The organism is Virgibacillus tibetensis (genome assembly GCF_036026595.1).
GTDB lineage: Bacteria > Bacillota > Bacilli > Bacillales > Amphibacillaceae > Virgibacillus_P > Virgibacillus_P tibetensis.
Genome location: NZ_JARZFX010000002.1, coordinates 151632 through 175422, shown reverse-complemented (window position 1 = coordinate 175422; position 23791 = coordinate 151632). Strand labels below are relative to the sequence as shown.

Below are 23791 nucleotides of genomic sequence, written 5' to 3'. Positions count from 1 at the left end.
ACACCTATTAAAAGGGGGAACCTTTGTGGATTTTAATATTATTCGATGTGCACGGGCGATTTTGCATGTGACCGACCTGGATGCCTCACGTAAGTTTTATGTAGATGCGCTTGGTTTTATAGAAACGGAATCTGATGCTGAACACATTTATCTTCGTGGACTTGAAGAGCATACTCATCACAGCCTTGTATTGAAGAAGGCTGAAAAACCCTGTGTTGAGACATTAGGTTATAAAGTACAGTCAAACGCAGATTTGGAAGCGTTGTCATTATTATTTGAAGAAGAAGGTCATCAGACAAAGTGGCTGGAAAATGGGGAGCAGCATGCGATTGGTCGGGCATTGCGTGTTCAGGATATTTCCGGTTTGCCCCTGGAGTTTTTTGCAGATATAGAACCAGCTGAAAGGCTTCTACAACGTTATGATTTGTATAAAGGTTCACGGATGCAGCGGATCGATCATTTTAATTGCAGTGTTTCGGATGTTGAACGTGCATCTGCCTTTTACCAGGAAAAGCTGGGCTTCGCATGCTCCGAGTATACAGATACTTCTGATGGGGATATCTGGGCTGCATGGCTGCATCGTAAGCAGACCGTGCATGACCAAGCTTTCATGAATGGCGTAGGACCACGACTGCATCACATTGGTTTTTGGCTTCCGGATCCATTAGCTATTATTCATACATGTGATGTGCTTGCATCCATGGGATATGGCAATTCTATTGAGCGAGGGCCAGGACGGCACGGATTATCGAATGCATTTTTCTTATATTTACGTGATCCTGATGGACATCGGATAGAGCTATATAATGGAGATTATTTAACGAGCGATCCAGACTTCAAGCCAATCCGCTGGGATATTAATGATCCAATGCGGCAGACGTTCTGGGGACATGCGGCACCTGACTGCTGGTTTAATGAAGCGTCTGCCGTAATGGATGTGTTAACAGGGGAGGAAGTCGAACAGAAGCCGGGTAAGCTGAAGCAGCATAAGCCAACCTTCGTCATTTAAAGAGGATTGTTTTTTAACGTCATATTCGTCGAAACAGCACGTGTCCGAAGACCTCCTTAGTGAGCGTTCTTTGTTTTTCGAGGAGACTGAGGCCGGCCCATGGCAAGCGAAGTATTCTGTCGAAGTGAATCCAAGCACTCAACCATCTTTAAAAGGAGAAAAAGCATTACTAAAAAGAAACGCCGTATTTTATATCAACTGCGAGAATTAAAAGCAACAATACTTCCGACATGAGACTTTAAAAAGGTTTTATACACTTAAGGAAAAAGGAGAGGTTAGCATATGGACGATCTGACGTTCAGAAAGGCGATGGGGAAATTCGCTACAGGTGTAACAGTTGTGACAACACAGGTTGGAAAAGATATTCGTGGAATGACTGCCAACGCATTTATGTCTGTTTCCTTAAATCCAAAACTTGTAGTAATATCCATTGATGAAAATGCTAATATAAAAAACTATATAAATGTTTCCGGTAAGTTTGCGGTAAGCGTATTAAATGAAGAACAACAGGATATGTCTGCCTATTTCGCCGGGCAAATTGAGGAAACAACCGAAATTGAATTTAATTGGTTTAATAATATGCCAACGATCAAGAATTCACTCGTTAACCTGACATGCGATGTTCATGATACTGTGATTGCTGGTGACCATATACTCTACATTGGAAAAGTAACGGATGTTTGTATTAGTGATGGGGCACCACTAGCTTTTTTTGAAGGTAAATATAAACAGATACAAGCACTCGTTGATATGAAGTAACTGGGGAGAGGAACAATGAAGCAATAGCTTGAGAGAATCTGCTCTAGAACCGGATATGTTTCAGTAAAACCGAAGTGAAATAGTAAGAAAAGAGTATTTTAAAGGGAAAATGCAGAAGTGTACCAATTCTCCCCTACATAATTTAAAAGGAGTGAACTAATGTATCGTGCAAAAGCAAAGTTTACCGGATCAGAGCAAGTGGACGATATAAGAATCAATTTTATAGATGAAGTGAAATGGAATGGCAAAACGTACAAAAAAAATACGCTCTCGTTTCAGGCGCCTGTTTCTGGAACAATATATGGTACGTTATTTAATTTCAGGGACCAGCAGAAAGCGATGAAGGAGAAATTTCATGAAATGCCATATAACGAACCTCCAATTAGACCCGTTCTATATATAAAACCCAGAAATACGATCAATAGTCATCAACATCCGATCCCCGTTCCTTCTGGGAAATCAGGTGTAGAAGTCAATGCAACGATTGGCGTCATAATTGGCAGAAATGCAACACACCTCACAAAACAGGATGCCTTGAGTTATGTGGATGGGTACACAGTTGTGAATGATGTGAGTACGGCACATGATAGCTTTTTTCGACCAGCTATTAAAAATAAAGCGCGAGATGGTTTTTGTTCAGTAGGACCATGGATAATCGCACGTGAAGAAGTTCCCGACCTTAATCAATTAATGATCCGTACATTTTGTAATGGTGATTTAGTACATGTATCCAATACAAAAAATCTTGTTCGCTCAATTCCTCAACTACTTGCAGAAGTGACAGAATTTATGACGCTTTATAAAGGCGATATGCTGCTAATTGGAATCCCAAATAATGCACCGATTGCAAGTCCGGGAGATACGGTGAAAATTGTTATCGACCAGATTGGAACCTTAGTGAACCCTATAATTGAGGAAAGCACTATAAAACCAGGGGGTGCTTTATGATGAGAACAGCGCGCGTTGCCTGTTTTGGCGGAATATATGATGCTGTGGAAACAGATGGGAAGCTGAGGCTGTCAGATGGTAGAATCGTAGACCCATCACAGGTTGTTTGGCTTCCTCCCATTGAAGCGCAAACCATATTTGCATTGGGCTTAAATTATGCGGATCACGCCAGTGAGATAAGTTTTAACGCACCAGATGAGCCGCTTGTTTTTCTAAAAGGTCCTAATACACTTGTTGGTCATAATGGACAGTCCCGCCGCCCATCAGACGTAACTTATATGCATTATGAATGTGAACTCGCTGTTGTGATTGGAGAGACGGCCCGGAATGTAAAACAGGACAAAGCGTACGATTATGTGGCGGGCTATACGATAGCAAATGATTATGCGATCCGCGATTATCTGGAAAACTATTATCGTCCTAATCTACCTGTAAAAAACAGGGATGGTCTAACACCAATCGGTCCTTGGTTTGTAGATAAAGAGATAATTCATGATCCAATGAATCTGAACTTGCGCACGTATGTTAATGGAGAAATGAAGCAGGAAGGTTCAACAAGTGATATGGTTTTTAGTATTCCTTATTTAATCGAGTATTTAAGCAGTTTTATGACATTGAGGGAGAATGATGTGATCCTTACAGGTACACCAAAGGGGACTGTTCATGTGTATGAGGGGGACGAGGTTGTAACTGAAATAGAAGGGATCGGTTCATTGAAAAACACCATTGTTGGAGATGAGGATTTCCATAGAAACGGAGGTATATAATGCCGCATGTTACCGTTGAATATACGAGCAATTTAAAAGCAGAATGCGATTTGAAAGCACTCCTTAAAAAAATAAATGAAACATTAATTGCAGCAGGAGGTATTTTTCCAGTTGGAGGTATACGTTCACGTGCGATTGAACTGCATGACTATTTTATTGCGGATGGAGCGGATGAGGATGATGCCTTTGTACATGTAACACTGAAAATTGGTGCAGGGCGCTCAGCTGAAGAGAAAAAGGTTATATGTGATCGACTGTTTAAACAGATGGAATCCTATTTTGAAGGGGTGTTTGAGACACGATATCTCGCACTATCTATGGAATTATACGAATTCGGAGCTCATGAGACGTATAAGAAAAATAACATCCATCAACGTTATACAAAGTAGAAATTGTAAAACTCGAAATCTTTCCTTATAATTAAAGGAAGCTGATTTCGAGTTTATATATGGCTGTTTTTAAAAGATTGAGACTGTACCTGTACCTGCAATTACTCGTCCCACCGAAAAAAAGACACAAAATATATATGATGTGTCGTAGTGGTAACCTACCGCTTTGGAAATACACTACGCTTTTTAGCGGGGGCTGGTGAGCCAACTTGTGCTAAAGCACTTCGCTGTCTCACCTATGCCTTTCCCCCCGCAGGACAAGGAAAGCTGCGGTAGCGATGCATCGCACGAAGAAAATGCGTTTTATATTTTCGAGGAGTCTCCGTGTATTTCCGCCGTTGGTGTGATGTCCAAAAATGGAACGATGGTGATCACTTTATTGGTTAAAACATGAAGCAAATAATTCCCGCTATTATGACAGTTCTTTGGAGCGGAGGACCGTTGACTCCTGCGGGAATAGCACGTGTCTGAAGACCCCGCAGAGTGGGTTTCTCGAGGAGGCTGAAGCCGTGCCCAGCGGCAAAGAAAACACTGCAAAGCGAATGAAATGAAGCTGAGCAGATGTTGCACTTGTACCCGGAGTGGTGAAAGCAACGGTCAGCAGCGGAAAGCAACCCAGCGGCTACGTCGCAGTTTATATCAACTGCGACAAATAAAAAAGGAACAAAGCTTAAGGAAAGAGTCTTATATATAATAGGAGTGATACGAATGGATCTATATTTAAAAGGAAAATCAGTTATCGTAACAGCTGCTAGTAAAGGCCTCGGAAAAGCAACAGCTATGGAATTTGCCAGAGAGGGTGCCCATGTTTTAATCAGCAGCAGGAATGCAGAAACTTTAAACTCTACGGTTGAGACTATTAAGCAGGAGACCGGAAATAATAATATTGGCTATATCACCTGTAATATGAAGAATACGGATGAAATAACAGCTATGGTAGAGAAGGCAGTAAGCTTGAATGGAACTGTCGATGTATTGATAAATAATGCCGGCGGCCCTCCAGCTGGAAGTTTTTTAGACATGACAGATGAAGATTGGTACCATGCATTTGAATTGAATTTACTTAGTTTTATCCGAACAACCCGGGCAGTAATACCCTACATGAAAAAACATGGTGGGGGACATATTGTAAACCTTGCTTCTTCATCGATTAAACAAAGCCTGGATCATTTAGTACTATCCAATACGATGCGACCAGGAATTGTTGGACTGGCAAAAACACTGGCGCAAGAGGTAAGTAATGATAATATTCTCGTGAATACCGTAGGCCCTGGTATAATTAAAACTGATCGTATAATGGAACTGAATCAAATTAGAGCAGAGCAAAAGAATGTATCAATAGAAACGCTGACAAAAGATGCAGAAGAGAAGATTCCAATGAAAAGGTACGGACGGCCGGATGAATTTGCGAAAGCAATCGTATTTTTAGCATCAGGTGCGAACACCTATATAACAGGTCAGTCACTGGTCGTTGATGGAGGGCTAATTAAGGCCCTGTAAAACGTTATCCAAAAGCATCTTAAATAATATTTATAATGCCTAACGAAATTAATAGAAGCGGTGGCACGAACGTAAGGCGCTGCAGTTGTTTGCTTTTCGATAAAAACATGCCCACCTTTATACCGCTTAGGACGAATATTCCACTCATGATTGCAATTAGAGTAGCCGTAAATAAGGGGGAGTAGCCAAGCATGGACGCACCGATGCCAGCACCAAAAGCATCCAAAGCAAGGGCAGTTCCTAACAAAAAGGCTTCATTTGCTGATATGGTTCCTGAGCGGTCAAGGTCTGCTTTATCTGGTGTTGAGAGGACGCTTGTTAATATGTTCTGTTTTCTAGCAGTATGCTTTCTCTCCTTTTTTGGGAGGATACTATTCATTAATGAGAAAAGACCTAAAACTATTAAGATTCCGCCCCCCATTACTTGGGCTATAGCGGGCGATATTACGGAATTGAGCACATTACCAATTGTCATAGCCAATAAAACAATAATTCCAGAGCAAAGCATAATAATTAACAGTGCATTAAGCGGTACCCGTATTTTACGCATCCCATAGGTTACCCCAACTCCGAACCCATCCAGACTGACAGCGACAACTAAAAAGATCAATCCTGTATAATAAACAAGCATAACACCAATTCCTTTGTTTTATTTCTAGATTCATTGTATGGAATACAACAGATTGGTGTGAAGCATTTTTGTGCATGCGCAATTTATTGTCGTTTATCCAATAACCTCTTTATTTTTTGTACCCGCAATCCACCTTCAACAAAATGATTCTGCAATTAAAATCTTCTACCAAAGTGGAGTAGCTGACCTGCACGAAATCCTTGATTTGTGGTAAAGTAACCATAGATGTTTTTTTATCGCAGATTGATAGAAAGTTATATCTTACTATACAATTTAAATTGAAAAGTACCTGTTTTCAGGGATAGAATGATTGCCTGTAAAAAACCGGTTTGTTCTGGTTCAATGATGTTTCACTTTATCTAGAGAGGATTTTTAATTTGAGTAAAACAGTAGTATTAGCAGAAAAGCCTTCTGTTGGCCGGGACATTGCCCGTGTGCTTAATTGCAGTAAAAAGGGAAATGGCTATTTGGAAGGATCAAACTATATAGTGACATGGGCTCTGGGTCATTTAGTTACATTAGCCGATCCAGAAGTTTATGATGAGAAATATAAAACATGGAAGATTGATGATTTACCGATGCTGCCGTCCCAATTAAAGCTGGTTGTAATTAAAAAGACCGGTAAGCAGTTCCAATCAGTTAAAACTCAATTGAATCGTAAAGATGTCAGTAACATTGTAATCGCTACTGACGCAGGACGTGAAGGTGAACTGGTTGCTCGCTGGATTTTAGAGAAGGCGCGTGTAACCAAGCCGGTGAAACGTTTGTGGATTTCATCTGTGACCGATAAAGCTATACGTGACGGCTTTAAACAGCTGAAGCCAGGTGGCAATTATGAAAATTTATACGCTTCCGCTGTGGCACGTTCGGAAGCAGATTGGTATGTCGGCTTAAACGCGACGCGAGCATTGACAACTAAATTTAATGCACAACTTTCGAGTGGTCGTGTTCAAACACCAACGCTGGCAATGATTGACAAACGTGAAAAGGAAATTAAACAATTTCAGCCAAGAAAATTTTATGGACTGGAAGCTAAAACCAGTAAAGGCTTTACATTAAGATGGCAGGATGCAAAAAATAACAGCCGTATGTTTTCTAAAGAGAAGGCAGAATCACTACTTGGAAGCATGAAAGGGAAGCAGGCAAAGGTAATTAATGTGGAAAAAACCTACAAGAAAAAACATGCACCACAGCTGTATGACCTAACCGAATTACAGCGTGATGCAAACCGTATTTTTGGATTTTCGGGCAAACAAACCTTGTCCCTCATGCAGAAGCTCTATGAACAACATAAAGTGTTAACTTATCCAAGAACAGATTCGCGCGTCATTACCACGGATATTGTTCCTACACTTAAAGACAGGGTAAAAGCTTGTGGGGTGGACCAATATGCACGATTCGCAGGGAAAATCTCCCGAAAGGAATTTAAACTGTCTAAATCCGTAGTTGATAATGCCAAAGTATCGGATCATCACGCAATTATACCGACAGAACAGTATGTTATTTTAGATGAACTGAATGATAAGGAAAGAAAAATATATGACCTTGTTATAAAAAGGTTTTTAGCTGTTTTATCTGACCCGTACGAGTATGAACAAACGACAATTACTGCTGAAATAGTGGGAGAAAAATTCTCAGCAAAAGGAAAAATTGTTAAAAAGCAAGGCTGGAAGGAAATCTATGATAATCGTTATGAAGAAGGAGAAAGTAACGATGATCAACGTTTACCAAGTGTTAATAATGGCGATATATACTCTGATGTGCGTCTAACGATGACGGAGGGTGAAACGAAGCCACCGGAACGTTTTACAGAAGGAGCCTTACTGCAGGCGATGGAAAATCCGGTTCGTTATATGGACTCAGACCAGAAGCATTTGGCCAGCACGATTAATAAAACCGGGGGACTGGGAACAGTCGCTACCCGTGCCGACATTATCGAAAAATTATTTAACAGTATGTATATGGAAATGAAAGGCAAGCATATTCACCTTACATCAAAAGGCCGTCAGTTACTTGATTTGGTACCAGAAGAATTACGCTCACCTGCGCTAACAGCCGAATGGGAGCAGAAACTTGGTTTAATAGCGGAAGGGAAACTCGACAAAAATCGATTCATTTCTGAGATGAAAGGATATGCGAAAGAAGTTGTTCAGGAAATTAAAGGAAGCGACGAAGAGTTTAAACATGATAACATGACTGGCACAAAATGTCCGGACTGCGGTAAGCTCATGCTTGAAATAAATAATAAGCACGGGAAGATGCTTGTTTGTCAGGATCGTGCCTGCGGACATAAGAAAAATATTGCTAAACAAACAAACGCGCGCTGTCCAAAATGCCATAAGCGTTTAGAATTACGCGGTGAAGGAGAAGGACAAACGTTTATGTGTAAGTGTGGACACAGAGAGAAGCTCTCTACCTTTAACGAGAGAAAACAGCGTGAAAAGAAACATAAAGTATCGAAGAAGGATGTAAATAAATATTTAAATAAACAGGATGATGGATTCAAAAATAATGCCCTGGCAGATGCTTTGGCAAAATTAAAGAAGTAGGAAGAGGAGACTTCTAGCCAGTGATGGTGGGAAGCTTCTTAGTCTTTTATCTAAATCACTTTATTTGGAGCTGATTAAAAAAAGCAGGAAAGATGGTGAGCCATTCCATTGAAAAATAAAATCGCCTCCATAGACTTTTCGTTATTTATTACTGTATTTATGATGATTTTAATAGGACTCATGATGGTGTACAGTGCTAGTTACACATATGCTATTTTGGAATATGGTAATGCAACTCATTTCTTTGATCGGCAACTAATGTGGATTGTCCTTGGTTTAATTATGTTTTTTATTGTCAGTTTTATTCCCTATCAATTGTATGGAAAACTTATTGCACCAATGGTAATTTTAATGCTGGTATTGCTGACCTTAGTTTTAATTCCAGGGGTTGGGGTAGAACGAAACTATTCTACCCGCTGGTTGGGTTTTGGACCGATCTTATTTCAGCCATCTGAAATTGCTAAGATCATTATGATTTTATATTTTGCAAAAGCTTATATGAATAAACGTGACTATATAGAAGATTTTCGAAAAGGGCTACTACCACCGTTAATTTTGCTTGTGGTGGTATTTGCACTGATCGTATTACAGCCCGATCTGGGTACAGGTATATCTTTATTAGTTGCTTGTGGTAGTATCTTACTGATTTCCGCTGCAAGGTGGCATCATTTGTTTGCTTTAGGTGCAGTAGCACTGATGAGTGTTATCCTATTGGCAACCTCGGCCGATTATCGCTCAGACCGGTTAACTTCATTTATGGACCCGTTTGCTGATCCTTTGGGCCTGGGATTTCAAATGGTTAATTCTTATGTAGCGATAGGTACCGGTGGTATAACAGGTGCGGGGATAGGTAACAGTATTCAGAAACTGGGCTTTCTCCCAGAGGCACATACAGATTTTATTATGGCAATCATTATTGAGGAATTGGGTATTCTCGGGTTATCGGCAATAGTTATATTATATATGCTGCTGCTGTTCAAGGGATTTGAAATTTTTAAATATGCACCTGATTATTTTGGGAAATTCATAGCCTTTGGTGTTACAATTCAAATATGTTTTCAAGCAGTACTAAACTTAGGCGCTGTATCAGGCCTCTTGCCGATTACTGGTATTACGTTACCTTTAATCAGTTACGGAGGTTCTTCCATGCTTATAACGCTGATTGGGTTGGGTATTTTAATGAATATATCTATGCAAATAAGTCAAAGGAAGAAGAATTCAGAAAGAAATGTTTCTAAGGCAATATAGCCAGTAGTATCTTGGTATGTTAAAATGATGAAATCCTTATTCATATACAATGGGCTAATTAATAGTAAATGCTAAACAAAAAATAGTTTGTAAGACGAGGTATGCTATGGAAAATATAAACAACCGAATACGAAGTGTATTCGATAAAATAGATTATCTGCTGTTATTCTGCATGATCTTATTATTTATAATAAGTCTGTTTGCTATATATAGCGCTTCTGGACAATATAGTGCTGACCCTACATTTTTTCTCATCAGACAGACTGTCTGGTTTTGTATTGGACTAGTAGCTATGTTTTTTATACTGTTTCTGGAATACGAACATTACCGGGCGTTAGCGATCCCAATGTATATTGCAGGCGTACTTTCATTACTTTTCGTTGATCTATTCGGTGTTAGTAATAAGGGTTCTCAACGTTGGATAGCAATTGGAGGAATTGAGATTCAACCCTCTGAATTTGTAAAGCTGATCCTAATTATTATGCTGGCAACGGCCGTCTATAAAATTACAGAAAAATATAAGACTACTTCAAAACGTGATTTGTATATTTTGATAAGTATCTTTATTTTATCGATTATTCCATTTTACTTTATCTTTGCACAACCAGATTTAGGAACAGCGCTGGTAACGATCGCTATAGCAGCCACCATTCTATTGGTTTCTGGGATTTCATTCACCTATATATTGTTAATAGGATTGGCAGTCATTTTATTTTTACTATTACTGACTTGGCTGTTTATATATCAACCAGATATTTTTAACATGTTATTTAAGGAACACCAGCTTACAAGAATATACGGATGGCTTCAACCAGAATTTTATGCAGGATCGTTCGGATATCAATTGAGTGGGGCCAGACTGGGAATCGGATCCGGAGGCTTATTTGGAAATGGTTTTCAAAATGGTTTTATAGCACAGAGTGGCAGGGTACCCGAAATCCATACAGATTTTATTTTCACGGTTATTGGGGAAGAATTTGGATTTCTGGGTGCTTCGGTTTTATTGTTAATTTATTTTGTGTTGATCTATCGTATGATTATTATCGCGATAAACTGTAAGGATCGTTTTGGTATGTACATTATAGCTGGTGTTATTGGACTGTTCACCTTTCAAATTTTCCAAAACATCGGTATGACTATTGGTATGATGCCTATAACAGGCTTGACATTGCCCTTTATAAGCTATGGGGGAAGTTCGCTGTTGACGAGTATGATCGCAGTTGGTGTAGTTTTAAATGTGCATATTCATACAAAGGAATACATGTTCGGTGATAAACAGCCATAATTAATGAAAAGATCCCAAAAGTGAGCTTTTGGGATCTTTTTTTAATAGTTTATTTCTTCCAGTATTGTATGATTCTTGTCCAATATTTCCACTTTGCTTGGACTATTTTCTTCAGCCATTTTTTTTGCGTCGGCAATAGCCTCATCTTTTGAGTCGTATACTTCTTCTGGTGCTACATCCTCTAACTTGATGAACCATGCTGTAGCATCTACGTTTGGGGCTACACTGTACGTTTTCATGTAAAAAATACGCTCCTTCTTTAGTTGTATAATTTATTTTTCCCGAAAGTGTAAATAATAAAACCTTTTATATATAGTGGCACATTGCGTAATGAATGTTGTTGTTTAGCCCACAGTCCGAACCCATCTCTATTTTAGCAGCTGAGCTTTGCAAAAATAGTTGTATTTTGAAAAATAATGTGATGAAAAATCAGATCAAGCAGTTTACTTGCAGAGCCTACCTAATGTATCATTATATATGAGAAAGAAAGTTTTAAATTTTGGTGAAGGATATAAGGAGGTAAATTATATATGGCTTTTGTTATATTAGATCCATGTGGTCCAGAAAAAGCTGCTGAATGTGTCAGCGTGTGCCCAGTGGATTGTATTGAAGAAGGACCTGACCAATTTTACATAGATCCAGATATTTGTATTGACTGTGGAGCATGTAAAGCGGTTTGTCCGGTAGAAGCAATCGAAGAAGAGTATGATCTTACGCCTGACCAGGAAGTATTTTTGGAGAAGGCTGAAGAATTTTTCGCCAATAAGTAAATGAATTATAGATAGAAAAAAGCTGCCCTCGGGTGGCTTTTTTTAAGAGATAGAATTTAGCTCTATAAAACTTTCTGACAGCAAGAGCCAAGTACAACTCCGACGGACAGAATAGTCAAAATTTCATCAACGTTACATCGCACGAAGAAAAGCTGACCTCCCTTTTCAAGGACGTGGCGTTTTCATAGGTCAGCGCCCATCACCTAAGTCATTCCGTCCTCATCTTAAGCTAGCTCAACATACACTCATTCTTTCAATATTCACCTAGATGTATACCTGGGGATACATTACAGACATATAGGTTCTATGGTAAGTTTTCTTATAGATAGCTAGCAGGACTGACATAGGATATATCTACTGGTTAAAAGATAATTAAAACCGTGGATTGGGGGAAGTGAGATTGACTAAAGAAAAAGCCAACATTAAAAGTCATACCCAACATTATGATCAAGAATGGATTTATTTAATTGCCTTAGCTAAACAAACGGGTTTAAGTAAAAGTCAGGTCCGTAATTATCTTAAAAAGAATGTAAACCTTAAAGAAAAAAGCAGTCTAACTAATCATTCATTTTAGAACTACTGGTGTGAAAATTATGACTTGAATCTGCACTTTATTTAGTTATATTTTATATACTTAAGTGTACATTACAATTCATGTAATGGGTGGTAATTTTTATTTGAATAGTTTGTAAAAGGAGGTGTTATTATGACAGAAGAATTAAAAGTGGAAGAAACAACTGAAGAAGAACAACCGGAAGAATCAGTTGACGTTAAAGAAAATAAAGGAATGGCTATTCTAGCATATATACTATTCTTTATTCCGCTTCTGGCAGCAAAAGAGTCCAAATTTGCAATGTTTCATGCAAATCAAGGATTGACATTATTTCTTTCCGGGGTAGGTGTATCTGTCCTTGGAACTTTTATACCAATTATAGGGTGGTTACTCATACTTCCGATTGGTAGTTTGTTTATTATAATTTTAGCAGTAATAGGGATCATTAATGCTGCAAATGGTAAAGAAAAGGCGTTACCGCTTATTGGTAGTATTCAATTAATAAAGTAATAAATTAGGGAGACTCAGTTGTCTCCCTTTGAGAAAAAGAGCTATACCATTTCCAGTATGCGTTTAATCAACTGTGTCCTGTTATTAACACGAGTTTTTGAAAGTATCCGGCTAATATGCTTTTTAACAGTTACTTCGGCAATGTATAACTTGCCGGCAATAGTCGAGTTACTATTTTCATCTAATATAAGCTTGATAATGTCCATTTCACGTGGAGTGAAGTCAAACTTCTGTTGAAGAATATCGACCTGATAGGTTGTATTAGTAAATTGTTTCAAGTATATAGCCAGCTTTGGACCACTGACATCTAACAAGTATGTGGGTGAAGGATAATTCTCACCATAGTCATAGTGCTGGGCACCTTCAACTTCCTGAAAACCAAAGTTTCTTAGTAAATCCTGGAAAAAAGGCAGAGGTGTGGATACAATGATCTTTCCTCCAGCCAGCAATAAAGGAAATAAATTATACAGTGAAAAAGAACGAGCAGCTAGATCGGTGGGGTCAGCATAATCCAACATTCGTATAAACCATCCAGCATTATTATCTTCAGAAACAGCAAAGGCGTTCCTCTCACTAACATTTAGATTTGAAAAATAGGCTCGTGACACTGGTTCTTTTTCTAAGTGCTCCAGTGTTTCTTTATTAATAGGTACAATAATGGAAATACCTAATGTTTCACCAGCTTGATTCTTTAATAATTTTGCAACATGATATCCCATTTTTTCTACGTAGTCTGTTTTAATTAATTCTAATTCTTTTTTATTATGCTGCAGGGATGCATAGAAGTGAAAGGAGTTATTTGTACTCCTATCGTAGAATTTAACATCACTTTTTGTTAGATTCTCTTTTTTATTTGAAAAGAACTCAACTACTTCATTAAAATTGTACGGGGCAACGGATTCAAAATATAAAGTTGTATCGATGGATTCCCTAAAGAAAGCAGATTGTATAAATTCATCGCCAAGATGGTAAAAGAACTGAGCTATGTTATATGCTGAACGGGTTGAAAGTGTTTTCTGATAGTAGAAAGCAGCACTGCGCTCATTCAGTAGGTCAAAATGCTTGGGATCTCAATGTTTTAACTCTATTCGGATAGCATCTCTAATCTGATCGTGTATAGCCCAGCCATTCCGGATAGATTTTATGAAAGAGAGAGAGGTTAGCTTTTTAAAAGTAGCTTGACTGATTTCACGATTCAATACGAAGGAGAGGCCTTCCTGATTAAAGATATGTAGGACTGCTGCTGATTCTATTAAACGATGCTGTTCTTCGCTGGTCGCCTCGTGCAGCCATCTTTTGGTAAGTTCCATTAATATTTGAGGTATATTTTCAGTTAAATTATCTGCTGCAGTGCTGGTCATATTTGGATTTTTATTCGTAATTGCAGCCAGTGAGAGTGTAAGTGGATGCCCTTCTGTAAATTGCCATAATGAGGTGACGTGATCGATATTATTAATTCCGTGATGACTTAAATAAGAGCTGGTTTGTTCTAAGTTGAAATCCTTTAACTCTATTTGTTTTGTAACTTTCCGCCACGCAGGAGATTCCTTCCATTCGCCTTCTAACGAGTTTCGTCCTGCGATTATAAAGAATACATTTGGATTTATATGACGGATAAATACTTCTCTGAACCACCGATCCAGAGCGGTCATCTTTTCATAGGAATCAACCGCAATAATCACTCGTCTCTCTGATGCAATGAAATTTAAATTACGAGTACAGTTCTCCAAAGGAACTGAGGTGTATGTTCGGATGGAATCTGATTTCTCTTTTAGTAGAATGAGCAGATAATCGGCAAATCCAGCAGGTGTGTGAAGGAAATCATCACTGTCTAATTTCAGGAAAAGCAAGCCGTCTATTTTTGCAATTCGGGAATACTCGGCGAGCAAGTATGTTTTCCCTATACCTCCAAGACCGTGTATGTTAAGTATTTTTAGATAATGGTTTTCTGGGTGAATAAACGCTTTAAAAATTTCAATTTCATTCTTTCTTCCTATAAAGAAGTTTTTCTTCATTTCTACAGATTGTTTATTCAACTCCAAAACATTATACCTCCTTTTACTTATTTTTATTTAACTTATAAAGGTGAAACCAAGCTGAATGAAGATTCAATTTATCTCCGGTTTACATATAGATTAGGACACTATCTGAATGGACTAAGACTAAATGACTAATTATTTAAAATAGTACTAACTTTTAATCCGCATGTCAACCGAATATCAACAGGTGTTTTATTAAGATTAGCTGTCATCACCCCACTATTATGAATGAATTTCATTTAGGATTATAATTTGTGTTGAACTTGACGTTATCGTTAATGATAAACTATAGTTGTTGTAAAATTGGCTACTCGGATAGGTAATAGGCAAGCGGCTATTGCAGAAGTATTTTTGCAGTCGGTCTGGAAGAAAGAAGAATTCCAAAAAGTACCAGTTGCGTTAAAGAAATTTAGTGAAATTGTTGAACAGGATAGCTGATCAAAGTAAAGATCCCCGTTACATGCTAAAAGGCATAGTAGCGGGGACTTTTTATTAAAAAATAAATGTAGGTGTTTGTAAAAAAAATATTATTCATCTGTAATCGGTGTTGCTATTTTACTGGCAATCCAGCGTTTGGCAATTGTTTCATCAATTTCATAGACTTTACCCTCACGCAGTAGTTCCCCGTGATATGCGGTCTGAACATTCATTTTAACTTTAATCAATTATTAGAGCTCCCTTTTGAGAAAAAGTGTGATTCACTAATAGTATACATGAAAAAGGTTTATTAAGGGTATAGGCTGGTCAGTCCCCGCCACGTTAAAGCGATAGTGAAGTGAGGGACTGACCCACGTACTACATAAATAGATTTTACAAAAATATTCTCATGGGTTTAATTTTACAAACCCCTCTCAAAACACCTATATATCTACAATGCAATTCTTAAGAACCATGCCTTAGTGTACCTTTTTATTAAAAGCCCAATTCGTTCTTCCAATTTATTGTATTCCTCATTATACTTATTAAAGAGACTGAATTTTTTAATTGCTAATTGGATGTATTGGAGGCTAGATTGTGAAGTATTGGAGATATTTGATTTTATTGATATTAATCATTCTACTAGGGGGTTGCCAAGTGGACAATGAAGAACAATCGAAGAAGCCGTTAGAAATGAGCCAAGATGAATTGCCAGACGTAAAGGCATTCGAGGATGAATTTACGCGTGGATTTTTACAGTCGACGGAAGAAACAAGACCTGGCTATTATCCTTTTTTGTCAGGGACGGGGAAGTATGAGATGGATTTTCCAGCTGGAGGAGTTGTTGGCGATAGGGGTTATTCAAAAGAAGATGAAAGGTTCGAAAGCTTTATAATAGGCGTTGATAATTCACTAATTGAGTCTTCTATTGACATGAAATACATGCCTGATAAACAAGGGTACGAAAATGTAGTTCTAGATATGTTGAGTACAAGTATGGATAAAGATTTGGAATTTGAAAAAGCACAATTAGCAGACAGGGAATTATATTTCGCTCCATTTAAATTAGAAAACGGCGACTTTGGATATGCAGCGTTTATACAGAACACCGTGGATATAGGTGGGATCCATATATTTTATCTATCTGGCTGTACCGCAGAAGAAGAAAAATGCTCTGAGGTTATGGAAGAGGAAGATTCAACGATTATGAATTGGCTAAAAACAATTGAATTCATTAACGAAAGCGAATGAGAAAAATGTCAGAAAAAATTGTTGTAAGTGAGGAATTTCATCTTAGGCTTATTGATTTAGAATATAAAAACTTATCAAAAAGGAGAAATCAATATCAACTTTACAGGACCGACACAGATTTTAAGATGTAATGAAACACTTTTCACTCTCCAAAGTTGACCCCGATGCCATCTGCAACCTAGACACCACAGACAAAGCAGAGAGCTTTCATCAGATTATTTCTCATGAATACATAACGATAGGCTCATGTACTACATAAATAGATTTTACAAAGATAGTCTTATGGGTTTAATTTTACAAACCCCTCTCAAAAACCTATATATCTAAAATGCAATTCTTAAGAACCATGCCTTAAGAAACCGAGCCTTAAGCCCCCTTTTTATTAAAAGCTCAATTCGTTCTTCCGAATTATTGTATTCCTCATTATACTTATTAAAGATACTAAATTTTTTTTCAATTGCTAATTGGATGTATTGGAGGCTGGATTGTGAAATATTGGAAACATTTGATTTAATTCATATTAATCATTCTACTAGGGGGTTGCCAAGTGGACAATGAAGAACAATCGAAGAAGCCGTCAGAAATGAGCCAAGATGAATTGCCAGACGTAAAGGCATTCGAGGATGAATTTACGCGTCGATTCTTACAATCGACGGAAGAAACGAGACCCGGCTATTATCCTTTTTTGTCAGGGACGGGGAAGTATAAAATGGACTTTCCCTTGGATGCAACAATAGATGAACATGGCTATGCATTAAAAGATAAGGAGTATGAAGGTCTATTTATTGGAGTAGATGCTGGTGAGATTAAAAGTTCAATTAGAATAAACTTTAGTTCATTACATGAAAAGGGACGAGAACATACTATCTTAGATATGATTAATCATCAATTTAATGACGAACTTTTATTTGATGAATTTACTTCCGGAGATAGCACCTTATATCTCTCTTATTTTGAAGATGACGAAACATATTATGGTTATGCAGGCTTTTTACAAAATGAAGTAGAAAATGGTGGGATAAGAGTACTATATGAGTCGGAATGTATTGTTGGTAAAGAAGAATGTGAGGGGCTAGTAGCTGAAAGTAAAGATGTGATGAAAGAATTAATTGAGTCAATTCAATTTACTGTACAATCAAATGAAAGCGAATGAGTAATCTATGAGTAAAAATCTTTTATCTACAAGTGAAATGAGATTACGTCTGGTTGATTTGGAATATAAAGGTGTCACGGAACAAGAGTTTAAAAGTAAAGTAAAGAAAATGTACATCGAAGAATATGTATACTTCACATGACTATATATTCATTAGAACAAAAAATATTTTTTACAAAAAAAGCCTATGCAATTAATTACAAAAGCCTCAAAAAAACTTATATTTCATCAATATAAATCTTAAAAACCATACCTTTAGACCCCAATTTATTAAAAACCCCATTAGTTCTTCCAATTTACTCAGTTCCTCATTATACTTATTAAAGATACTAAATTTTTTATCAATTGCTAATTGGATGTATTGGAGGCTAGATTTTGAAGTATTGGAAACATTTGATTTTATTCATATTAATCATCCTACTAGGGGGTTGCCAAGTGAGCAATGAAGATCAAACGAAAAAGCCATCAGAAATGAACCCAGACGAATTGCCAGGCGTAAAGGCATTCGAGGATGAATTTACGCGTGGATTTTTACAGTCGACGGAAGAAACAAGACCTGGTTATTATCATTTTTTGTCAGGGACGGGGAAGTATAAAATGGATTTCCCCAAGGATGGTACAATAGGTGAGCAAGGCTATGCTCTAAAAGATAAAGATTATGAAGGTATATTTATTGGAGTAGATGCTGGTGAGATTAAAAGTGCAATTACCCTAAACTATTATTCAACCGATGAAAAAGGGCGGGAAGATTTGAAATTAGACATGATTAATGATCGAATAAATCAGGAACTTGATTATGATAAATTCACCTCGGAAAACAGCACCTTATATCTCTCTTATTTTGAAACTGAAATGTATTATGGGTATGCAGGTTTTTTACAAAATGAAGCAGAAAATGGGGGAATAAGAATTATAAATCAGACGGAATGTGTTGCTAGTAAAGAAAAATGTGACGCCATAAAAGCGGAAAGTATAGATGTGATGAAAGAAATAATTAAGTCAATTCAATTTACTGTACAATCAAATGAAAGCGAATGAACCATTTATGAGTGAAAATCTTATATCTACTAATGAAATAAGATTGCGTATGGTTGATTTGGAATATAAGGGTCTCACGGAACAAGAATTTAAAAGTAAAGTAAAGAAAATGTGCATGGAAGAATATGGATACTTCACATGACTATATATTCATTAGAAGAAGAAATATATTTTACAAAAAATAGTCTATACAATTAATTACAAATACCAAAAAAAACTTATATTTCATCAATATAAATCTTAAAAACCATACCTTTAGACCCCAATTTATTAAAAACCCCATTAGTTCTTCCAATTTACTCAGTTCCTCATTATACTTATCAAAAGACTAAATTTTCTAATATTGTTAATTAGATGTTAATGGAGGCTAGACTATGAAGTATTGTGCACATCTGATTTTATTCATATTAATCATTCTACTAGGAGGATGCCAAGTGACCAATGAAAATCAAACGAAAAAGCCATCTGAAATGGACCCAGATGAATTACCAGACACAAGGGCATTCGAAGATGAATTTACTCGTGAATTCCTACAATCGACGGAAGAAACAAGACCTGGCTATTATTCTTTTTTATCTGGGAACGGGAAGTATGAGATGGACTTTCCAGCTGGAGGAGTCGTTGGAGAAAAGAGCTATGCCTTAAAAGAGGAAGATTACGAAGGAATATCAATTGGAGTTGATAATTATAATGGAACAGAATCTTATATCAAACTTAATTATAATTCATTAGATGAAAAGGGGCGAGAAGATACTATCTTAGATATGATTAATCATCAATTTAATGGGGAACTTGAATTTGATAAATTTACTTCAGAAAACAGCACCTTATATCTTTCATATTTTGAAGATGATGAAACATATTATGCTTATGCAGGCTTTTTACAAAATGAAGTAGAAAATGGTGGAATAAGAATTATATATGAGACGAAATGCGTTGGTGGTAAAGAAGAATGTGAAGGAATAAAGGCTGAAAGTAAAGATATGATGAAACAACAGATTGAGTCAATCCAATTTATTTTACAATCAAATGAAAGCGAATGAACAATCTATGAGTGAAAATATGATATCTACTAATGAAATGAGATTACGCATGATTGATTGGAATATAAGGATCTAACGGAACAAGATTTTAAAAGTAAAGGAAAGAAAATGTACATCGAAGAATATGGATACTTCACATGATTATATATTCATTAGAACAAAAAATATATTTTACAAAAAAAGTCTATGCAATTAATATTACAAATACCTCAAAAAACTTATATTTCTTCCATATAAATCTAAAGAACCAAGCCTTTAGAACCCTTTTTATTAAAAGCCCAATTCGTTCTTCCGATTTATTGTATTCCTCATTATAATTATTAAAGAGACTGAATTTTTTTAATTGCTAATTGGATGTATTGGAGGCTAGATTGTGAAGTATTGTATCCATTTAATTTTATTTATATTAATCATTCTGCTAGGAGGCTGCCAAGTGAATAATGAAGAACAATCGAAGAAGCCGTCAGAAATGAACCCGGAGGAATTGCCAGATGTAAGGGCATTCGAGGATGAATTTACGCGTCGATTCTTACAATCGACGGAAGAAACGAGACCCGGCTATTATCCTTTTTTATCCGGAACGGGAAAGTATGAGATGGACTTTCCATCCGTAGGAATTATGGGTGAAAAAGGTTATGCAGTCAAAAATGATACATCTGAAGGGTACTTAATCGGGATTGACAATCAGAACGACTCCGAATCATCCATTAATGTAAACTATGATGAATTTAAAGGCATAAAGGAAGTTGACTCATATTTAGAAAATTTAGAGCAAAGGCTTGGATTGAAAGTTGAATTTGAAAAATATGAAGATGATAATAAAGTGCTTTACTTCTCCGATTATAAAAGAAGTAAAGATATATCTAACTATGTTGGTTATGTTCAAAATAAGAAGCAAAATGGAGGGATTGAATTAATATATAAAACCAAATGTGCTGATACGGTAGAAGAATGTGAACAAAGTATGGAAGCCATTGTAGACTGGATGAAATCCATAAATTTCATTCAAATAAGTGATGGAAGTGAATGATGTTCAATGTCTGAGAAAGTAGTGCTTACGCAAGAGTTTAGATTAAGACTAATTGACTTGGAGTATAAAAATTTTCCAGATAATGAAATGATTCGGAGAATAGAAGAGATTTATATAGAAGAGTATGGAAAAAAACTGGGTGCTGAGATTAAGATTTTTAACTCTTCTGAATCAATTAGACTATCTGATGATCAATCAGGTTATGACGGTACAGCTGTATATTTTCATTCAAAAGAGAATAATATCGATGAGCTTTATATTATTTCACAAGGCACACAGGATACAGTGGATTGGAATTATAATTTACAAGCAATGTTCGCTGGATTAAATATTAGCCAAGCTGAGATGACCAATGAGTTTGTAAAAGAGGTAAAAGAGAAATATAACATTAAAAAAAGTTCCACCCATATTACTGGGTTATCCCATTCTTTAGCCCATAATAACAATGCAACTGCTCATCTATTATATGATACATTCGATAAAGTCTATAGCTTTAATGGTGCACAAACCAACTATTACCAGCTTTATTACGCTGATGATGAATTTACAGAAAAGATTATAGAGCATTTTTCAATTCCTTTAGCAAATCCCGATGCCATCTACAACCTAGACCCCACACAACTCCAAGCATTCGCAACAGACTACTACGCAGACAAAGCAGACAACATTCATCAAATCATTTCACTCGATGATCCCCTCTATGCCGTTAGTGGAGCGCGTGGATTTTTTACACTCGGTGAAGTGGAATATATAGATACAAATCCAGATTATCCCGGTCTTCGTGAAATCATGGACGATATTCCGGACCACGTTGTTCAGGATTTCCAAGAGTTAGCCATTCAATACACGGTAGCCTCTAATGAAGGAGGGGTGGATGCCGCGATTTACGATATTTTAGGCGTGGACATGAACCTTATCAGTGAAATTGATGGTGGATGGAGCATTGCTAAATCATACTTCACGCAACAGTCTGAGTGGGATACGATGATCAGGAATTTAAATGATAACATCCCAGCATTAGTGTCCAATATCCAAACGATTACAAGCAATGCAGATGTCATTTTCGGGCGTATTCAGGAAGCTGGATATATCACAGGTAAGCAAAAACAATTGCTTGTCACGGAAATAACCAAGATTGAGAATGAACTGCTTGGGATACAAAAATCGATAGAAAGCAATGTAGGAATTCGAGATATGGGTGACTTTTATGCCCAATTAGGTGGAGATGCTGGATCTATTCTGAAAATAAAAAGACATATGGATGCCATTCAAGAAAGTCTAGAAACATTAAACCAAGAAGAGTTTCTCGAAATCCTCCACAGGATAGCGGAAAGTCACAGTATCCAGGAAATATTAGAATCCATATCTGGAGGGAATAAATCATACATAGGGACAGATATGGTGCTGACGGCAAGTAAAGGCAAAAAGGAAATTAAAGTCAATATGTCTGCTGCCCTTCGAATGTACCAAAAAGGCACAGGAGTACTACAAGAAAAGGAATTCGAAATAGAGAAATTTAGCAGGGCAATTGAGATGGAAATCATGGATGCTTATAAGGATGAAAGAAGAAAAGTCATCCAGAAAATAAATGATATGGAAGGAAACCCACGATTGCATCATAATCTACTTGCCAAGCATGGGCTGTATCCAACTTTCACGAAGAGAATCACAAGTATTCGGGTACACGAGGTGCTTTATCCACTCGAGCAAGCAGATCTCGATCACGAATTGCAAAGATTAAGAGAGATGGTAGAAAAAGCACGATTACAAATAGAAAATTATCGCAATGCAATTGAATCCTTGTTTGAAGAGGATGAGCGTATAGGTAAACAGTTTGATTTAATGAGAGGTGTATAAAATGGATGAGATGCATTCAATCTCGGTTACGGAAAAACTGCTTCCATATGAAGATTTTTCATATAAAAAAGATTTGTTACGAAAATACGCAGATTATATTGGAAAGTGTGACAAAGACTTTTTCTCGCTCGTAAATAATATTTTCGTTGATGAAGAGGAAAAGGGAGAAATAGTGGATGAGATGATTTTAAAAACTAAACAATTAGAGGTTTGGAATACGAACCTACTGATGGATGTTAATTTTAGAATTGGTCAAGTAGTTAATAGATTCAATGACCAAGTAGATGAAATGAAACAACAGCGTATAACAATAACGTATGAAAATATTTTGGTATTTGAATAACAGGAAGAATTACGAAAGGGAAAAACTGCTTCATTCCCGGAATAAAAGGGTCAGTCCCATTGACCTTGCATTAATGGAATCTAAACCCATAAATGTTAAATTTTTACAATTAATTTTGATTTTTAAGTTAAAAAAGGGAGCAGGGTCTTATATAAACCTCGTTCCCATTTTTGCCTATATTAAATTATCAAAAAAATAAGCGCTACTTCTTCTTCTGTGGCTTGATAATGGCTACATTTCATTTCCTTCGAACACTGTCTCCTTTTTCTTCGGTATTGGGATTTTCTGTTGTCCTTTGGAAGTCTTGCTTTTCTCCCTAAATAGTTCATGTATAAACGCTTGATATCGTTTATACATATATCCTCATAAGATTCCCACTTATCCAGTTGTGCAGCCACAAAAATTTTCATTAAAGCATCTACAGAAAGCTTGTCATACTCGTAATTTAAGAGTGGAGATGAAATTGCTTCTGTAGGTAAAACGGACAAGCATTTACTAATTAACTGTTTATGACCTATACTTTTAGTTGGCAAATGAAAATCTCCTTTGTAGTTATTTGGGAACAAGTATGGTCTCATTTCTACACTAGGAGCTTTTTTTATTTTTGTATATTAATAACGAGCCAAATCCACTAATTGGCAATTGTTTCATCAATTTCATAGACTTTACCCTCACGCAGTAGTTCCCCGTGATATGCGGTTT

The 23791-nt window shown here is 36.8% G+C and carries 27 protein-coding genes; 21 read left to right on the top strand and 6 right to left on the bottom strand.

Going from position 1 to position 23791, the window contains the following annotated elements:
- Nucleotides 1-25 precede the first annotated feature (25 nt).
- The 6 genes from hpaD to QGM71_RS05685 all read left to right on the top strand — a co-directional run bounded on the left by hpaD (nt 26) and on the right by QGM71_RS05685 (nt 5372).
- Entirely contained in the window at nt 26-1009 is a 984-nt protein-coding gene (gene hpaD, locus QGM71_RS05710) for a 3,4-dihydroxyphenylacetate 2,3-dioxygenase (RefSeq protein ID WP_327606567.1), read from the top strand.
- Between the two features lie 282 nt (nt 1010-1291).
- Nucleotides 1292-1768 carry a flavin reductase family protein gene (locus QGM71_RS05705; protein WP_327606566.1) on the top strand — a complete coding sequence of 159 codons (477 nt, stop codon included), beginning with the start codon at nt 1292-1294 and terminating at the stop codon, nt 1766-1768.
- A gap of 159 nt (nt 1769-1927) precedes the next feature.
- Nucleotides 1928-2716: a fumarylacetoacetate hydrolase family protein gene (locus QGM71_RS05700; protein ID WP_327606565.1), complete on the top strand. Its 789-nt coding sequence runs from the start codon at nt 1928-1930 to the stop codon at nt 2714-2716.
- Nucleotides 2716-3483 carry a fumarylacetoacetate hydrolase family protein gene (locus QGM71_RS05695; protein ID WP_327607043.1) on the top strand — a complete coding sequence of 256 codons (768 nt, stop codon included), beginning with the start codon at nt 2716-2718 and terminating at the stop codon, nt 3481-3483. Before QGM71_RS05700 ends, QGM71_RS05695 begins: the two co-directional genes overlap by 1 nt.
- Entirely contained in the window at nt 3483-3872 is a 390-nt protein-coding gene (locus QGM71_RS05690; RefSeq protein WP_327606564.1) for a 5-carboxymethyl-2-hydroxymuconate Delta-isomerase, read from the top strand. The genes QGM71_RS05695 and QGM71_RS05690 overlap by 1 nt, the downstream gene beginning before the upstream one ends.
- 708 nt (nt 3873-4580) lie before the next feature.
- Nucleotides 4581-5372, top strand: coding sequence for an SDR family oxidoreductase (locus tag QGM71_RS05685; RefSeq protein ID WP_327606563.1), 792 nt, complete (start codon nt 4581-4583; stop codon nt 5370-5372).
- 19 nt (nt 5373-5391) lie between these two features.
- On the opposite strand, the gene ytaF is transcribed toward QGM71_RS05685, so the two are convergent.
- Nucleotides 5392-6003 (bottom strand): sporulation membrane protein YtaF, encoded by a 612-nt coding sequence (ytaF, locus tag QGM71_RS05680; RefSeq protein WP_327606562.1) that lies wholly within the window; start codon nt 6001-6003, stop codon nt 5392-5394.
- Between the two features lie 377 nt (nt 6004-6380).
- On the opposite strand from ytaF, the gene QGM71_RS05675 reads away from it, so the two are divergent.
- The 3 genes from QGM71_RS05675 to rodA all read left to right on the top strand — a co-directional run bounded on the left by QGM71_RS05675 (nt 6381) and on the right by rodA (nt 11085).
- Complete coding sequence (locus QGM71_RS05675; protein WP_327606561.1) at nt 6381-8552, top strand: DNA topoisomerase III; 2172 nt, start codon at nt 6381-6383, stop codon at nt 8550-8552.
- 108 nt (nt 8553-8660) lie between these two features.
- Nucleotides 8661-9800 (top strand): putative lipid II flippase FtsW, encoded by a 1140-nt coding sequence (gene ftsW / locus QGM71_RS05670; protein WP_327606560.1) that lies wholly within the window; start codon nt 8661-8663, stop codon nt 9798-9800.
- Between the two features lie 106 nt (nt 9801-9906).
- Complete coding sequence (gene rodA / locus QGM71_RS05665; RefSeq protein ID WP_327606559.1) at nt 9907-11085, top strand: rod shape-determining protein RodA; 1179 nt, start codon at nt 9907-9909, stop codon at nt 11083-11085.
- 41 nt (nt 11086-11126) lie between these two features.
- Here rodA and QGM71_RS05660 read toward each other — a convergent pair whose 3' ends face one another.
- Entirely contained in the window at nt 11127-11324 is a 198-nt protein-coding gene (locus tag QGM71_RS05660) for a DUF2188 domain-containing protein (protein WP_327606558.1), read from the bottom strand.
- A gap of 291 nt (nt 11325-11615) precedes the next feature.
- Between QGM71_RS05660 and QGM71_RS05655 the strand changes: the two genes are divergently transcribed.
- From QGM71_RS05655 to QGM71_RS05645, 3 genes are all read left to right on the top strand, one after another.
- Nucleotides 11616-11855 (top strand): indolepyruvate ferredoxin oxidoreductase subunit alpha, encoded by a 240-nt coding sequence (locus tag QGM71_RS05655; protein ID WP_327606557.1) that lies wholly within the window; start codon nt 11616-11618, stop codon nt 11853-11855.
- A 400-nt stretch (nt 11856-12255) separates the two neighbouring features.
- Complete coding sequence (locus QGM71_RS05650; protein ID WP_327606556.1) at nt 12256-12429, top strand: anti-repressor SinI family protein; 174 nt, start codon at nt 12256-12258, stop codon at nt 12427-12429.
- Between the two features lie 132 nt (nt 12430-12561).
- Nucleotides 12562-12918 (top strand): hypothetical protein, encoded by a 357-nt coding sequence (locus QGM71_RS05645; RefSeq protein ID WP_327606555.1) that lies wholly within the window; start codon nt 12562-12564, stop codon nt 12916-12918.
- Between the two features lie 41 nt (nt 12919-12959).
- Here the strand turns inward: QGM71_RS05645 and QGM71_RS05640 are convergent, their stop codons facing one another.
- Together QGM71_RS05640 and QGM71_RS05635 are read right to left on the bottom strand one after the other, a co-directional pair.
- Complete coding sequence (locus tag QGM71_RS05640) at nt 12960-13637, bottom strand: LuxR C-terminal-related transcriptional regulator (RefSeq protein WP_327606554.1); 678 nt, start codon at nt 13635-13637, stop codon at nt 12960-12962.
- Between the two features lie 351 nt (nt 13638-13988).
- The gene (locus tag QGM71_RS05635; RefSeq protein ID WP_327606553.1) at nt 13989-14960 is read right to left on the bottom strand and encodes an ATP-binding protein; all 972 of its coding nucleotides are present in this window, start codon (nt 14958-14960) and stop codon (nt 13989-13991) included.
- Nucleotides 14961-15260: 300 nt separating this feature from the next.
- On the opposite strand from QGM71_RS05635, the gene QGM71_RS05630 reads away from it, so the two are divergent.
- Nucleotides 15261-15395, top strand: a complete 135-nt coding sequence (locus QGM71_RS05630; RefSeq protein ID WP_327606552.1) for a hypothetical protein — start codon at nt 15261-15263, stop codon at nt 15393-15395.
- An 89-nt stretch (nt 15396-15484) separates the two neighbouring features.
- On the opposite strand, the gene QGM71_RS05625 is transcribed toward QGM71_RS05630, so the two are convergent.
- On the bottom strand, nt 15485-15622 hold the full coding sequence (locus tag QGM71_RS05625; protein WP_327606551.1) for a hypothetical protein: 138 nt from the start codon (nt 15620-15622) through the stop codon (nt 15485-15487).
- A gap of 349 nt (nt 15623-15971) precedes the next feature.
- Here QGM71_RS05625 and QGM71_RS05620 point away from each other — a divergent pair, with 349 nt between their 5' ends.
- The 8 genes from QGM71_RS05620 (at nt 15972) to QGM71_RS05585 (ending at nt 23089) form a co-directional block, all read left to right on the top strand.
- Entirely contained in the window at nt 15972-16625 is a 654-nt protein-coding gene (locus QGM71_RS05620) for a hypothetical protein (protein ID WP_327606550.1), read from the top strand.
- Between the two features lie 547 nt (nt 16626-17172).
- Complete coding sequence (locus tag QGM71_RS05615; RefSeq protein ID WP_327606549.1) at nt 17173-17778, top strand: hypothetical protein; 606 nt, start codon at nt 17173-17175, stop codon at nt 17776-17778.
- Between the two features lie 7 nt (nt 17779-17785).
- On the top strand, nt 17786-17920 hold the full coding sequence (locus tag QGM71_RS05610; protein ID WP_327606548.1) for a hypothetical protein: 135 nt from the start codon (nt 17786-17788) through the stop codon (nt 17918-17920).
- A 293-nt stretch (nt 17921-18213) separates the two neighbouring features.
- Nucleotides 18214-18816 (top strand): hypothetical protein, encoded by a 603-nt coding sequence (locus QGM71_RS05605; RefSeq protein WP_327606547.1) that lies wholly within the window; start codon nt 18214-18216, stop codon nt 18814-18816.
- Between the two features lie 434 nt (nt 18817-19250).
- The gene (locus QGM71_RS05600) at nt 19251-19859 is read left to right on the top strand and encodes a hypothetical protein (RefSeq protein ID WP_327606546.1); all 609 of its coding nucleotides are present in this window, start codon (nt 19251-19253) and stop codon (nt 19857-19859) included.
- A 433-nt stretch (nt 19860-20292) separates the two neighbouring features.
- Nucleotides 20293-20889, top strand: coding sequence for a hypothetical protein (locus QGM71_RS05595; protein WP_327606545.1), 597 nt, complete (start codon nt 20293-20295; stop codon nt 20887-20889).
- A 6-nt stretch (nt 20890-20895) separates the two neighbouring features.
- Nucleotides 20896-22746 carry a DUF6792 domain-containing protein gene (locus QGM71_RS05590; protein WP_327606544.1) on the top strand — a complete coding sequence of 617 codons (1851 nt, stop codon included), beginning with the start codon at nt 20896-20898 and terminating at the stop codon, nt 22744-22746.
- Between the two features lies 1 nt (nt 22747).
- Nucleotides 22748-23089, top strand: a complete 342-nt coding sequence (locus QGM71_RS05585) for a hypothetical protein (RefSeq protein WP_327606543.1) — start codon at nt 22748-22750, stop codon at nt 23087-23089.
- Nucleotides 23090-23268: 179 nt separating this feature from the next.
- Here the strand turns inward: QGM71_RS05585 and QGM71_RS05580 are convergent, their stop codons facing one another.
- Nucleotides 23269-23622, bottom strand: coding sequence for a hypothetical protein (locus QGM71_RS05580; protein ID WP_327606542.1), 354 nt, complete (start codon nt 23620-23622; stop codon nt 23269-23271).
- Nucleotides 23623-23791 lie beyond the last annotated feature (169 nt).

Excerpts from the sequence above, each read along its gene's own strand:
- QGM71_RS05690 (WP_327606564.1), top strand. The coding sequence starts at position 3,483 with ATGCCGCATGTTACCGTTGAATATACGAGCAATTTAAAAGCAGAATGC.
- ytaF (WP_327606562.1), bottom strand. The coding sequence starts at position 6,003 with ATGCTTGTTTATTATACAGGATTGATCTTTTTAGTTGTCGCTGTCAGT.
- QGM71_RS05705 (WP_327606566.1), top strand. The coding sequence starts at position 1,292 with ATGGACGATCTGACGTTCAGAAAGGCGATGGGGAAATTCGCTACAGGT.
- QGM71_RS05700 (WP_327606565.1), top strand. The coding sequence starts at position 1,928 with ATGTATCGTGCAAAAGCAAAGTTTACCGGATCAGAGCAAGTGGACGAT.
- QGM71_RS05660 (WP_327606558.1), bottom strand. The coding sequence starts at position 11,324 with ATGAAAACGTACAGTGTAGCCCCAAACGTAGATGCTACAGCATGGTTC.
- QGM71_RS05655 (WP_327606557.1), top strand. The coding sequence starts at position 11,616 with ATGGCTTTTGTTATATTAGATCCATGTGGTCCAGAAAAAGCTGCTGAA.
- QGM71_RS05585 (WP_327606543.1), top strand. The coding sequence starts at position 22,748 with ATGGATGAGATGCATTCAATCTCGGTTACGGAAAAACTGCTTCCATAT.
- QGM71_RS05640 (WP_327606554.1), bottom strand. The coding sequence starts at position 13,637 with ATGGGATATCATGTTGCAAAATTATTAAAGAATCAAGCTGGTGAAACA.
- QGM71_RS05685 (WP_327606563.1), top strand. The coding sequence starts at position 4,581 with ATGGATCTATATTTAAAAGGAAAATCAGTTATCGTAACAGCTGCTAGT.
- QGM71_RS05590 (WP_327606544.1), top strand. The coding sequence starts at position 20,896 with ATGTCTGAGAAAGTAGTGCTTACGCAAGAGTTTAGATTAAGACTAATT.
- QGM71_RS05610 (WP_327606548.1), top strand. The coding sequence starts at position 17,786 with ATGAGTAAAAATCTTTTATCTACAAGTGAAATGAGATTACGTCTGGTT.
- QGM71_RS05645 (WP_327606555.1), top strand. The coding sequence starts at position 12,562 with ATGACAGAAGAATTAAAAGTGGAAGAAACAACTGAAGAAGAACAACCG.
- QGM71_RS05695 (WP_327607043.1), top strand. The coding sequence starts at position 2,716 with ATGAGAACAGCGCGCGTTGCCTGTTTTGGCGGAATATATGATGCTGTG.
- rodA (WP_327606559.1), top strand. The coding sequence starts at position 9,907 with ATGGAAAATATAAACAACCGAATACGAAGTGTATTCGATAAAATAGAT.